The organism is Streptomyces sp. NPDC006997 (assembly GCF_040635175.1).
Classification (GTDB): domain Bacteria; phylum Actinomycetota; class Actinomycetes; order Streptomycetales; family Streptomycetaceae; genus Streptomyces.
Window position 1 is genome coordinate 12,139 of sequence record NZ_JBEYHH010000026.1, and the last position, 12,578, is coordinate 24,716.

Consider the following 12,578-nt stretch of genomic DNA (forward strand, 5'->3'; position numbering starts at 1 on the left):
GGCTCAGGGGATGGTGGCTCGGGGGCGGTGGCTTGGGGGGCGGTGGCTCAGGGGATGGTGGCTCGGGGGCGGTGGCTTGGGGGGCGGTGGCTCAGGGGATGGTGGCTCGGGGGCGGTGGCTTGGGGGGCGGTGGCTCAGGGAAGGGGGCTCGCGGAGAGCGCCCCTGACCGTGCCGGAGTGGGTGCTCTCGCTCACTCCGGGGGCATGTGGTCCAGGCGGCGCAGGATGATGCCCTCGCGGAGGGCCCAGGGGCAGATCTCCAGCGTCTCGACGCCGAAGAGGTCCATCGCGCCCTCGGCGACCAGCGCCCCGGCGAGCAGCTGGCCCGCGCGGCCCTCGGAGACGCCCGGCAGTTCGGCGCGCTCGTCGGCGGTCATCCCGGCCAGCCTGGGCACCCAGGACTCCAGGGACTGCCGCTTCAGCTCGCGCTGGACGTAGAGGCCCTCGGCGGAGCGGGCGGCGCCGCCGATGCGGGCGAGCTGCTTGAAGGTCTTGGACGTCGCCACCACGTGGTCCGGCGCCCCGAAGCGGCTGAACTCGCCCACCGTACGCGCGATCTCGGCGCGGACATGGCGGCGCAGGGCGCGCACGGACTCGGCGGTCGGCGGGTCGTCGGGCAGCCAGCCCGCGGTGAGGCGACCGGCGCCGAGCGGCAGGGAGACGGCCGCGTCGGGTTCCTCGTCCATGCCGTAGGCGATCTCCAGGGAACCGCCGCCGATGTCGATGACCAGGAGTTTCCCCGCCGACCAGCCGAACCAGCGGCGGGCGGCGAGGAAGGTGAGCCGGGCTTCTTCCGCGCCGGTGAGGACCTGGAGTCGCACGCCGGTCTCGTCCTTCACGCGGGCGAGCACCTCGTCGGCGTTGCTGGCCTCGCGCACGGCGGAGGTGGCGAACGGCAGCAGTTCCTCGACGCCCTTGTCCTCGGCGGCCTGGAGCGCGTCCTGGACGACGCCTATGAGTCGGCCGACGCCGTCCGGGCGGACGGCTCCGGCGGCGTCGAGGAGTTCCGCGAGCCGCAGCTCCTCCTTGTGCGAGTGCGCGGGCAGCGGGCGCGCGCCCGGGTGCGCGTCCACGACCAGCAGGTGAACCGTGTTGCTTCCCACGTCCAGGACACCGAGTCTCATGTACGGAACGCTACTGCCAGTCCGGACGGCTGCGGCCTCCGCGGCGGTCCCGGAAGTGGAGCCCGACCTCTTACCCTTGACCCGTGCCAAAGACGAAAAAGGCGAAGGACGAAAAGCCGACGAAGACGACGAAAGCGGCCAAGCGGGATGGGGCGTCCCGTCAGGCCGGGGCCGCCGTGGGTCAGGAGCCGGATGAGAAGGGGCTCGACTTCGCGCGTGCCTGGGTGGAGTTCCCGGATCCGGCAGACGACGAGCAGGTCTTCCGGTGCGATCTGACATGGCTGACCTCTCGCTGGAACTGCGTCTTCGGCAGCGGCTGCCAGGGCATCCAAGCAGGTCGCGCGGATGACGGGTGCTGCACGCTGGGCGCGCACTTCTCCGACGAGGACGACGAGAAGCGGGTCGCCGGGCACGTGGCGAGGCTCACGCCGGACATCTGGCAGCACCACGCCGAGGGCACGGGGAACGGCTGGGTCTCGGAGGACGAGGACGGCGACCGGCAGACCCGGCCCTTCCAGGGTTCCTGCGTCTTCCAGAACCGGCCCGGGTTCGCGGGCGGCGCGGGCTGCTCGCTGCACATCCTCGCCCTGAAGGAGGGCCGCGAACCGCTGGAGACCAAGCCGGACGTCTGCTGGCAGCTGCCCGTCCGGCGGACCTACGACTGGATCGACCGGCCCGACGACACCCGGGTGCTCCAGGTGTCCATCGGGGAGTACGACCGCCGCGGCTGGGGTCCGGGCGGGCACGACCTGCACTGGTGGTGCACCTCGGCCACCTCGGCGCACGGCGCGGGCGACCCGGTGTACGTCTCCTACCGGGCGGAGCTGACCGAGCTGATGGGCAAGGCGGGCTACGACCGGCTGGTGGAGCTGTGCGAGGAGCGGCTGGCGTCGCGGCTGCCGCTGCTGGCCCCGCACCCGGCGGATCCGGCACCGAAGACGGTCGCCTGACCGGCGGCTCCGGGGGCGGGGCCTGGCGTACGGCGCTGTCCGCCCGTGTGCCGGGCCCCTCGCCGTTCCCGTGGGTGCCCGTCCCTCGCCGTGCCCCGGTGCCGGGTCCACCGCCGTTACGTCGTCGGCGGGCTCTGGTCCCCGCTGGTGCTGGGCGGGGGGTCGGACGGCGGTGGGTCGCTCGGCGGGGGCTCCGGGTCGGTGGTGGGGCCGGGGTCCTGGGACGTGGGCGGCGGGTCGGTCGGGGCGGGGTCCGAGGGGGTGGTCGGGGGCGTCGTCGGCGGCGGGGACGGGTCGGGGGGCGGGCTGGCCGGGGGCCGGGTGACGGGGTCGGAACCGGGGGCTGTCGGGCGCGGGTCGGGTCGCGGGGCGGTGCCCGGGTCGGAGGGGTGCTCCCCCGGCACGGGCGCGGTGCCGTAGCCGCGGATGGCGACGACGGCGCCGGTGGGTGCGATCGCCACCCGTGCGCTCCAGTGCCCGGACGGCTCGCGCAGATGGTCGACGTACACCTTGATCGTGAACGTCTCGCCGGGGCGGAGGGTTCCCGAGGAGCGGCTCGGATAGAGCCAGGGGGCCTGGGGGGTGACGGACCAGTGGACCGGGGCGGGCCCCGACGCCGTGAGGGTGATCAGCGTGGTGTCGCCGATGCTGTCGGCGCGCACGTCGAGGCGGCCCGTGTCCTGGCGTCCGGCGCCCATCACGCCGAGGACCTCGACGGAGACGTCGGGGGCGTGGCCGTCGCCCGCGCGCGGGCCGGGGGTGGTGGCGTTGCCCGTGTTCTCGTAGCCGTAGTCCTCGCCGTCGACCGCGCCGTCGGCGGAGTCGTCCTCGCGGCTCGCGGCGGTCGCGCGGCCGTCCTCCGCCTCGCCCGCGACGGGGGTGCCCCGGTAGGCGGACCACAGGGCGATCACGGGGGCGGCGACGACGGTGGCGACGACCGTTGTGGTGACGGCCCGCGCGCGCATCCGGTCCCGCCGGGCCGCGCGGTCCTTGGGGTCCATAGGGAAGCCGCGCCGGTCGAAGCGGGGTGTGCCGCCCCGCACGCGCGGGTGGTGGGCCATCGCGAGGCGCACGGCCGCGCGGGGCGCCTCCAGGACGGGCAGCTCGGCGGGGGTCACGGTGGCGCCGGGCCAGCGGCCGGGGACGGCGCGCTGGGCGGTACGGCGGCAGCGCGGGCAGTCGTCGACGTGCCGGACGAGTTCCTTGCGCACGGCGGAGCTGAGCACCAGCTGGCCGTCGCCGGTGAGCCGGGCGACGCCGGGGCAGCTGCCGGTCTCCACGACGGCGAGGGCCGCGCGCGTGCGCTCGACCTCGCAGGCGGCGGAGGCCAGCAGGTCCCGGGCGGCGGCGAGGTCCAGGCCGAGCACGGCGGCGACCTCGTGGGCGGCGAGGTGGTGGCGCACGGCGAGTTCGAGCGCCTCGCGCTGCTCGGGCGTGGTGCCCGCGGCCTCCGGCCAGGCGAGCCGGGCCAGTTCACGGCGCCGCCGCTGCCGCTCCTCCTCCGGTACGGGCGCCGCGGCGGGCCGCGCCGAGCCGCGCCGGGCGGTCGCGGGACGGCCCGCGGCGTGGTGGGTCTGCCGGTGCTGCTTGGCCTCGGCCAGCTTGCGCAGGCAGGACCAGCGGGCCAGCGCGTACAGCCAGGCCCTGCGGTCCCCGGCGGCCCCGGGGGCGCGCTGGCCGCGCCGTTCGGCGAGGACGAGCACGTCGCCGAGGGCGGCGGTCGCGGCGTCGTGGTCGCAGAGCACGGAGAGGCAGTACGTGAACAGACCGTCCAGGTAGGGCTCGTAGCGCGCGGGGGAACGCTGGGCCAGCGTGCGGGCCGCGGCGCGGTCGCGCTCCTCCGTGCGCGCCGCGGCGCGGTCGCGCTCCTCACGGTGCGCGCGGTGCGCGGCGGAGCGTGCGCCGGTGGTGCGGGTCGAGGTCTCCGGGCTGCTGCTCATCACCCGGCGACCGTAGGGGCCGCGGGAGTGTCCGTTCTCGCCCCTTGAGGGCTTTTAATCCGTACGGGTGAAACGATCCCTCATAAGGGGACAGGAACCCTTGATTCCGTGGCCCGTTCGTGGTGGTGGCAGCCGATTACGGTGGAGTCCGCCGCATTACTGCTGGTTGGGGCGGGTTGCCGTGCCGGTGGGCGGGGCGGGGCGGGGCCGGAATCGCGGAGGGTGGGGCGTTGTCAGTGGGGCCGGTTACGGTTCGTGCATGGCTGCCCGTACGAAGACCACCAAGGACCGGCCGTCCTACCGCTGCACCGAGTGCGGCTGGCAGACGGCCAAGTGGCTCGGCCGCTGCCCCGAGTGCCAGGCGTGGGGGACGGTCGAGGAGTACGGCGCGCCCGCCGTGCGCACCACCACCCCGGGCCGCGTCACCACCTCCGCGCTGCCCATCGGCCAGGTCGACGGCCGCCAGGCCACCGCCCGCTCCACCGGCGTGCCCGAGCTGGACCGGGTGCTCGGCGGCGGGCTCGTGCCCGGCGCGGTGGTGCTGCTCGCGGGCGAGCCGGGCGTCGGCAAGTCCACGCTGCTGCTCGACGTGGCGGCCAAGGCGGCCAGCGACGAGCACCGCACCCTCTATGTCACCGGTGAGGAGTCCGCGAGCCAGGTCCGGCTGCGCGCCGACCGCATCGGCGCCATCGACGACCACCTCTACCTGGCCGCCGAGACCGATCTCGCCGCCGTCCTCGGCCACTTGGACGCGGTGAAGCCGTCCCTGCTGATCATGGACTCGGTGCAGACGGTCGCCTCCCCGGAGATCGACGGCGCCCCCGGCGGCATGGCGCAGGTGCGGGAGGTCGCGGGCGCGCTGATCCGCGCCTCGAAGGAACGCGGCATGTCCACGCTCCTGGTGGGCCATGTCACCAAGGACGGCGCGATCGCCGGACCCCGGCTCCTTGAGCACCTGGTCGACGTCGTCCTGCACTTCGAGGGCGACCGGCACGCGCGCCTGCGCCTCGTCCGCGGCGTCAAGAACCGCTACGGCGCCACCGACGAGGTCGGCTGCTTCGAGCTGCACGACGAGGGCATCGTCGGCCTCGCCGACCCCAGCGGCCTGTTCCTGACCCGGCGTGCCGAGCCCGTCCCCGGCACCTGCCTCACCGTCACCCTGGAGGGCCGCCGCCCGCTGGTCGCCGAGGTGCAGGCGCTCACCGTCGACTCGCAGATCCCCTCCCCACGCCGCACCACCTCCGGCCTGGAGACGTCACGCGTGTCGATGATGCTGGCCGTCCTGGAACAGCGGGGCCGGATCAGCGCCTTGGGCAAACGGGACATCTACTCCGCGACGGTCGGCGGGGTGAAGCTCTCCGAGCCCGCCGCCGACCTCGCCGTGGCCCTCGCGCTCGCCTCCGCCGCCAGCGACACCCCGCTGCCGAAGAACCTGGTCGCCATCGGCGAGGTCGGCCTCGCGGGCGAGGTGAGACGCGTCACGGGCGTGCAGCGCAGGCTCGCCGAAGCGCACCGCCTGGGCTTCACGCACGCCCTGGTACCGGGCGACCCCGGCAAGGTCCCGCCCGGCATGAAGGTGCTGGAAGTCGCGGACATAGGGGACGCCCTGAGGGTGCTGCCGCGCTCCCGTCGTCGAGACGCCCCCCGGGACGCGGAGGACCGCCGGTAGACTTTGCCCTGGTCTCGCCCGTCCGTACGAACACTGTGCGCCTGACGGGAGCGCCCCAGAACCTGCGACCGGAGGAATGCAGTGGCAGCCAACGACCGGGCAGCGGCTCCCGGAAAGTCCGGTGGGAGTGCCGGTTCCGATCGCCTGATGCGCGCCTCGCTGAGCGCCGTTGCGCCCGGCACCGCCCTGCGTGACGGCCTTGAGCGGGTCCTGCGCGGCAACACCGGCGGCCTGATCGTGCTCGGCTCGGACAAGACCGTCGAGTCGATGTGCACGGGCGGCTTCGTGCTCGACGTCGAGTTCACCGCGACCCGGCTGCGGGAGCTGTGCAAGCTGGACGGCGGCATCGTGCTCTCCTCCGACCTGTCGAAGATCCTCCGCGCGGGCGTGCAGTTCGTGCCCGACGCGACGATCCCGACAGAGGAGACCGGCACCCGGCACCGCACCGCGGACCGGGTCAGCAAGCAGGTCGGCTTCCCAGTGGTCTCCGTCTCCCAGTCGATGCGGCTGATCGCCCTCTACGTCTCCGGGCAGCGTCGCGTCCTGGAGGACTCCGCGGCGATCCTGTCCCGCGCCAACCAGGCCCTCGCCACCCTGGAGCGCTACAAGCTCCGCCTCGACGAGGTCGCGGGAACGTTGTCAGCGCTGGAGATCGAGGACCTGGTGACGGTCCGGGACGTCTCCGCGGTCGCACAGCGCCTGGAGATGGTCCGCCGGATCGCCACCGAGATCGCCGAGTACGTGGTGGAGCTGGGCACCGACGGGCGGCTGCTCGCCCTCCAGCTGGACGAGCTGATCGCGGGCGTCGAGCCCGAGCGGGAGCTGGTCGTGCGGGACTACGTGCCCGAGCCGACCGCCAAGCGCTCCCGCACGGTCGACGAGGCGCTCGCCGAGCTGGACGCCCTCACCCACGCCGAGCTGCTCGAACTGCCCACGGTCGCCCGCGCCCTGGGGTACACGGGCTCGCCCGAGACCCTCGACTCCGCGGTCTCCCCGCGCGGCTTCCGGCTGCTGGCCAAGGTGCCGCGGCTGCCGGGCGCGATCATCGACCGTCTCGTGGAGCACTTCGGCGGCCTGCAGAAGCTGCTCGCCGCCAGCGTCGACGACCTCCAGACCGTGGACGGCGTGGGCGAGGCCCGGGCGCGGAGCGTGCGGGAGGGACTGTCGCGGCTGGCGGAGTCGTCGATCCTGGAGCGGTACGTGTAGGGACGGCGGCTCGTCGGGACCCGACCGGCGGTCAGTCCCCTCAGTCCGCTTCCAGCACGAACGACGTCCGCACCTTCGCGAACCCCGGCGCCTTGGCCTCCACCAGGTACGTCCCGGCTCCGGCCGTGCCCGCCGGGGGCGTCCCACAGGACGGTGCGCTCGGCTTCCGGTCCCACTCCACCGGGTAGGTGATGCCGCTGCCCGCGGGCACCCGGAAGAACAGGCTCCCCGCGCCCTCGGGGCAGTCGTCCGACGACCAGTACGCGTCGTCGTCCGTGGCCTGAGTGATCGTCAACACCGCGGTCCTCGGGCCGAGATCGATTTTGCAGTCGCCGCTGGAGGAGTTCTTCGCCGTCAGCCGGAAGGCGGGCCGCTCGCCGAGCGGGTAGGAGTTGCGCACGCTGCGCAGGCTCAACGACACCGCGTCGGCGGAGCACACGGGGATCGAGGAACCGGCGGGCAGCGCGTCGCCACTGCCGACCCCGGTCCCCACGGAACCGCCACCGCCACCGCCACCGGCCCCGGCGCCGCCTCCGGTACCGCCGCCCCCGGAGCCGTCACCCGCGCCGTCGCCACCCGAACCCGTACCCGGACTACCGCCGGAACCGGCCCCGTCGGAACCGCCGTCGGAGTCCCCGCCACCCGACTCGTCGCGTCCGCCCGGCGCTTGGCTGATCGCCGGACCCGAGCCCGAGGGCCCCGGGGTGATGGTCGAGACGGTCGGCGAGGGACTCTCGCCGTTGGACCCGTCGGCGCGGTTGTCGCCGCCCCCGCCGCCCGACACCATGATCCAGGCGATCGGCAGGGCCAACAGGGCGAGCACGGACACCAGGACGACCCTCCGTCGCCAGTAGATGGAGGAGGGGAGCGGTCCAACCGGATTGCGCAGAGATCCCACGGCCCAAACTGTACGAGAGATCGGCGCGTTCGCTTGCCACACCCGCCGCCCCGGGCATCAACTTTTACGGATCATCATCTTGCGTGGGTGGTGTGACCGCCGTGGACGCGGTACGCCACCGTGACGCAGACGTCACTACCCGCTCACACGGCGTCCGGCATGGCAGGATCGGACGTGCCATGACTGCGCCAACGAAGCCCCAGCCCCCGTCTGAGCCCCAGCCCCCGTACGACCAGCCGCCGAGCGGGTCGCGGCCCCGGCCCCCGCACGAGGCCGGCGGCGAGGACCTGCACTCCCCCGTCATCACCTGGTTCGACGAGCACGCGCGTGACCTGCCCTGGCGGCACCCCGAGGCGGGGCCGTGGGGTGTCATGGTCAGCGAGTTCATGTTGCAGCAGACGCCGGTCAACCGCGTCCTGCCCGTCTACGAACAGTGGCTGGCCCGCTGGCCCCGCCCCGCCGACCTCGCCCGCGAGGCACCCGGCGAGGCGGTACGCGCCTGGGGCCGCCTCGGCTACCCGCGCCGCGCGCTGCGGCTGCACGGCGCCGCGGTCGCCATAGCGGAACGGCACGGCGGGGACGTACCCGCCGACCACGGCCAGTTGCTGGCGCTGCCCGGCATCGGGGAGTACACGGCGGCGGCCGTGGCGTCGTTCGCCTACGGGCAGCGGCACGCCGTGCTCGACACCAACGTGCGCCGGGTGTTCGCGCGGGCGGTGACCGGGGTGCGGTACCCGCCGAACGCGACCACCGCCGCCGAACGCAGGCTCGCGCGGGCGCTGCTGCCCGAGGACGAGCGCACCGCCGCGCGCTGGGCCGCCGCCTCGATGGAGCTGGGCGCGCTGGTGTGCACGGCGAAGAACGAGTCGTGCCACCGCTGTCCGATCGCCGCGAGCTGCGCCTGGCGGCTCGCGGGCAAGCCGGAGCACGAGGGGCCGCCGCGCCGCGGCCAGACGTACGCCGGGACGGACCGTCAGGTGCGCGGCAAGCTGCTGGCCGTCCTGCGCGAGGCGCACGCGCCGGTGCCGCAGGCGGCGCTCGACCGGGTGTGGCACGAACCGGTGCAGCGGGCGCGGGCGTTGGACGGTCTGGTCGCGGACGGGTTGGTGGAGCCGCTGCCGGGCGGCCTGTACCGCCTGCCGATGGCCTGACGCCCACCGACGCCGTAATTGGGCATATCCACGCGAACCAACCCCCTCCCTTATCCCCCGCCTACATCCGTTACACAACCGACGGACAGCCGCGCGTTTCCCGCCGGATCCTCCGCACAGCGCCGTGACAAGTGATCCGTAGCTTCTCATCCGTGGCCCCGCAGGGTGGCGCGGCCACGGCGGAGCGGGACGACGGGGAAGCGGGAGGCGGTTGGTCATGGCGCAGGAAGAGGTGCTCGGTTTCGAGGAGTACGTCCGCACCCGGCAGGACGCGCTGCTGCGCAGCGCCCGCCGGCTGGTCCCGGACCCGATCGACGCCCAGGACCTGCTCCAGACGGCGTTGGCGCGGACGTACGGCCGCTGGGACGGCATCGCGGACAAGCGGCTCGCGGACGCCTATCTGCGCCGGGTCATGATCAACACGCGGACCGAGTGGTGGCGGGCGCGGAAGCTGGAGGAGGTGCCGACGGAGCAGCTGCCGGACGCCTCCGTCGACGACGCCACCGAACAGCAGGCGGACCGCGCCCTGTTGATGGACGTACTGAAGGTGCTCGCCCCGAAGCAACGCGGTGTCGTGGTGCTGCGACACTGGGAGCAGATGTCCACCGAGGAGACCGCCGCCGCGCTTGGCATGTCGGCCGGCACGGTCAAGAGCACGCTGCACCGGGCGCTCGCCCGCCTCCGCGAGGAGCTGGAGGCCCGCGACCTCGACGCACGCGCGCTGGAGCGTGAGGAGCGGGAGCGTTGCGCGGCCTGACCGACGCGGGGCCCGGACCGGCCCGATCCACCCTGCGGGCGGTGAGCGCGGCAGCCGCCGCCCTCACCGCCTTCGCGCTGCTGGTCTCGGCCTGCGGCAGCGACGGCACCGGCGCGCGGGACGAGGGGCCCGCCGGCTCGGACTCCGTGGCCGGGGCGGCCTCCCCGTCGATGGTGGTGCCGTCCACCACTACCCAGCGGGTGGACGCGGTCCGGCTGGTCAGGACCGACCCGCTGGTCTCGGCGGCGGTCAAACGCGAGCTGAAGCCGTGCGCCGCGGACGACTACCCCGTTGACGTGTCCTACGGCGAGCTGACCGGCGGCGCCCCGAGCGAGGTCGTGGTCAACGTGCTGACCTGCGGGGACGCGGTGGGTGTCGGCTCGTACGTGTACCGCGAGTCGGACGGCCGGTACCGGAACGTGTTCCGGGCGGAGGAACCGCCGGTCTACGCGGAGATAGACCGCGGCGACCTGGTAGTGACCAAGCAGGTGTACGGGCGTGGCGACCCGGTGTCGAACCCGTCCGGGGAGAACGTGATCACGTACCACTGGAGCGGGGGCCGCTTCACCGAGCGGTACCGCACGCACAACGAGTACGGCACCGTCGCGGGCGAACCGACGCCGGTCCCCGGTGACACCTGAGACCGCGGACCACACGAGAACTGAGAGCACCTGGATGGCAGAGCAGACGCACGTCCTGTTCGTGGAGGACGACGACGTCATCCGCGAGGCGACCCAACTCGCCCTGGAGCGGGTCGGTTTCGCGGTGACGGCGATGCCGGACGGCCTGTCCGGCCTGGAGGCGTTCCGGGCCGACCGGCCCGACATCGCCCTTCTCGACGTCATGGTCCCGGGGCTCGACGGGGTCAGTCTGTGCCGTCGTATCCGGGACGAGTCGACCGTGCCGGTGATCATGCTGTCCGCGCGGGCCGACGCCATCGACGTGGTGCTGGGGCTGGAGGCGGGCGCCGACGACTACGTGACCAAGCCGTTCGACGGTGCCGTCCTGGTCGCCCGGATCCGGGCGGTGCTGCGCCGCTTCGGGCACGCCAGCGGCGGGGCGCGGCAGGAGGAGAGCGCGGCACCGGCCGACGGCGGGGTGCTGACCTTCGGCGAGCTGGAGATCGACACGGACGGCATGGAGGTGCGGCGGTCCGGGCGGCCGGTGGCGCTGACGCCGACGGAGATGCGGCTGCTGCTGGAGTTCTCCGCCGCCCCGGGCACCGTCCTGTCCCGCGACAAGCTCCTCGAACGGGTCTGGGACTACGGCTGGGGCGGGGACACCCGCGTCGTCGACGTGCACGTGCAGCGGCTGCGGACGAAGATCGGCCAGGACCGCATCGAGACGGTCCGCGGCTTCGGCTACAAGCTCAGGGCCTGAGGGCCGGAGGACCGGGACATGCGGGGGAACAGACGCGACGGACGCGGCGGGAACGGCGGACGCGACGGACGCCGCGGGAACGGCGGACGCGACGGACGCCGCGGGAACGGCGGACGCGGCGGAGACGGTGGGCACGGCGGGCGGATACGGCGCCTGGTGCCCGCGCTGGTGGCCCGCACGGGCATCCGCACGGGGCTGCGCTGGAAGCTCAGTACGGCGATCGCGCTGGTCGGCGCCCTGGTGGCGATCGCGCTCAGTCTCGTCGTACACAACGCCGCACGGGTGTCGATGCTGGACAACTCCCGTGATCTCGCGGACGCGCGGCTGCGGATAGCACAGCGCAACTACGAGCTGTCCAGCCGCCCGAACTTCCCCGGCGTCAAGATCGACGACCCGGAGCTGCCCGAGGCGCTGCGTGCCAAGGTGGAGCGGGGCCGACGGGCGACGTACGTCGGGGACGGCGGGGACGTGCCGGACATCTGGGCGGCGGTGCCGCTCAAGGACGGGCACGTGATGTCGTTGCACACCGGGTTCCCGGACCGCAGTACGGACATCCTGAACGACCTTGACCAGGCGCTGGTGATCGGGTCGATCGCGGTGGTGCTGGGCGGGAGCGCCCTCGGGGTGCTGATCGGCGCGCAGTTGTCGCGGCGGCTGCGGAAGGCGGCGGCTGCCGCGAACCGGGTCGCCAAGGGGGAGACGGACGTCCGGGTGCGGGAGGCGATCGGCGGGGTCGTCCGGGACGAGACGGACGATCTCGCGCGGGCCGTCGACGCGATGGCGGAGGCGCTCCAGCAGCGGCTGGAGGCGGAGCGCCGGGTCACCGCCGACATCGCGCACGAGCTGCGCACACCGGTGACGGGGCTGCTCACCGCGGCCGAGCTGCTGCCGCCGGGACGGCCCACGGAGCTGGTCCTGGACCGGGCGAAGGCGATGCGCACGCTGGTCGAGGACGTCCTGGAGGTCGCCCGGCTCGACGGGGCGTCGGAGCGGGCGGAACTGCAGGACATCCTGCTGGGCCAGTTCGTCACCCGGCGGGTGGCGGCGAAGGATCCCGGCGCCGGGGTGGTCGTCGTCCACGAGTCGGAGGTCACCACGGACCCGCGGCGTCTTGAGCGGGTGCTGTTCAACCTGCTCGCCAACGCCGCGCGGCACGGCCGGCCGCCGGTCGAGGTGACCGTGGAGGGCCGGGTGATCCGGGTCCGCGACCACGGCCCCGGCTTCCCGGAGGACCTCCTGGCCGAGGGTCCGAGCCGGTTCCGCACCGGCAGCCGGGACCGCGCCGGGCGTGGCCACGGCCTCGGGCTGACCATCGCCGCGGGTCAGGCGCGGGTGCTCGGGGCCCGGCTGACCTTCCGCAACGTACGGCCGCCGGGGGTGCCGCCGGGGCGCGGCACCCCCGAGGGCGCGGTGGCGGTCCTGTGGCTCCCGGAGCACGCGCCGACGAACACGGGGAGCTATCCGGTGCTGCGGGAGGTCTGAGGGCGGGCGGGCCGGGCGCC

The 12,578-nt window shown here is 74.2% G+C and carries 11 protein-coding genes; 8 read left to right on the forward strand and 3 right to left on the reverse strand.

The features are described 5' to 3' along the window. Positions 1 to 192: 192 nt before the first annotated feature. Positions 193 to 1,125 carry a Ppx/GppA phosphatase family protein gene (locus tag ABZ659_RS24565; RefSeq protein ID WP_360223885.1) on the reverse strand — a complete coding sequence of 311 codons (933 nt, stop codon included), beginning with the start codon at positions 1,123 to 1,125 and terminating at the stop codon, positions 193 to 195. An 83-nt stretch (positions 1,126 to 1,208) separates the two neighbouring features. On the opposite strand from ABZ659_RS24565, the gene ABZ659_RS24570 reads away from it, so the two are divergent. Next, positions 1,209 to 2,075, forward strand: a complete 867-nt coding sequence (locus ABZ659_RS24570; protein ID WP_360223887.1) for a hypothetical protein — start codon at positions 1,209 to 1,211, stop codon at positions 2,073 to 2,075. Between the two features lie 116 nt (positions 2,076 to 2,191). Here the strand turns inward: ABZ659_RS24570 and ABZ659_RS24575 are convergent, their stop codons facing one another. Continuing rightward, positions 2,192 to 4,015 (reverse strand): hypothetical protein, encoded by a 1,824-nt coding sequence (locus ABZ659_RS24575; RefSeq protein WP_360223889.1) that lies wholly within the window; start codon positions 4,013 to 4,015, stop codon positions 2,192 to 2,194. Between the two features lie 259 nt (positions 4,016 to 4,274). Here ABZ659_RS24575 and radA point away from each other — a divergent pair, with 259 nt between their 5' ends. Next, entirely contained in the window at positions 4,275 to 5,684 is a 1,410-nt protein-coding gene (radA, locus tag ABZ659_RS24580) for a DNA repair protein RadA (protein ID WP_360223891.1), read from the forward strand. An 81-nt stretch (positions 5,685 to 5,765) separates the two neighbouring features. After that, positions 5,766 to 6,890, forward strand: a complete 1,125-nt coding sequence (gene disA, locus ABZ659_RS24585; RefSeq protein WP_360223893.1) for a DNA integrity scanning diadenylate cyclase DisA — start codon at positions 5,766 to 5,768, stop codon at positions 6,888 to 6,890. Between the two features lie 40 nt (positions 6,891 to 6,930). Here disA and ABZ659_RS24590 read toward each other — a convergent pair whose 3' ends face one another. Beyond that, entirely contained in the window at positions 6,931 to 7,788 is an 858-nt protein-coding gene (locus tag ABZ659_RS24590) for a hypothetical protein (RefSeq protein WP_360223895.1), read from the reverse strand. Between the two features lie 179 nt (positions 7,789 to 7,967). Between ABZ659_RS24590 and ABZ659_RS24595 the strand changes: the two genes are divergently transcribed. The 5 genes from ABZ659_RS24595 (at position 7,968) to cseC (ending at position 12,558) form a co-directional block, all read left to right on the forward strand. Continuing rightward, entirely contained in the window at positions 7,968 to 8,939 is a 972-nt protein-coding gene (locus ABZ659_RS24595; RefSeq protein WP_360223897.1) for an A/G-specific adenine glycosylase, read from the forward strand. A 217-nt stretch (positions 8,940 to 9,156) separates the two neighbouring features. Continuing rightward, positions 9,157 to 9,696: a SigE family RNA polymerase sigma factor gene (locus tag ABZ659_RS24600; RefSeq protein ID WP_360223899.1), complete on the forward strand. Its 540-nt coding sequence runs from the start codon at positions 9,157 to 9,159 to the stop codon at positions 9,694 to 9,696. Then, positions 9,684 to 10,337, forward strand: a complete 654-nt coding sequence (locus ABZ659_RS24605) for a hypothetical protein (protein WP_360223901.1) — start codon at positions 9,684 to 9,686, stop codon at positions 10,335 to 10,337. The genes ABZ659_RS24600 and ABZ659_RS24605 overlap by 13 nt, the downstream gene beginning before the upstream one ends. Positions 10,338 to 10,371: 34 nt before the next feature. Next, positions 10,372 to 11,076, forward strand: coding sequence for a two-component system response regulator CseB (gene cseB, locus ABZ659_RS24610; RefSeq protein WP_360223903.1), 705 nt, complete (start codon positions 10,372 to 10,374; stop codon positions 11,074 to 11,076). An 18-nt stretch (positions 11,077 to 11,094) separates the two neighbouring features. Further along, a complete protein-coding gene (gene cseC, locus ABZ659_RS24615) occupies positions 11,095 to 12,558 on the forward strand; it encodes a two-component system sensor histidine kinase CseC (RefSeq protein ID WP_360223905.1) in 1,464 nt (487 codons plus the stop codon). Positions 12,559 to 12,578: the final 20 nt, after the last annotated feature.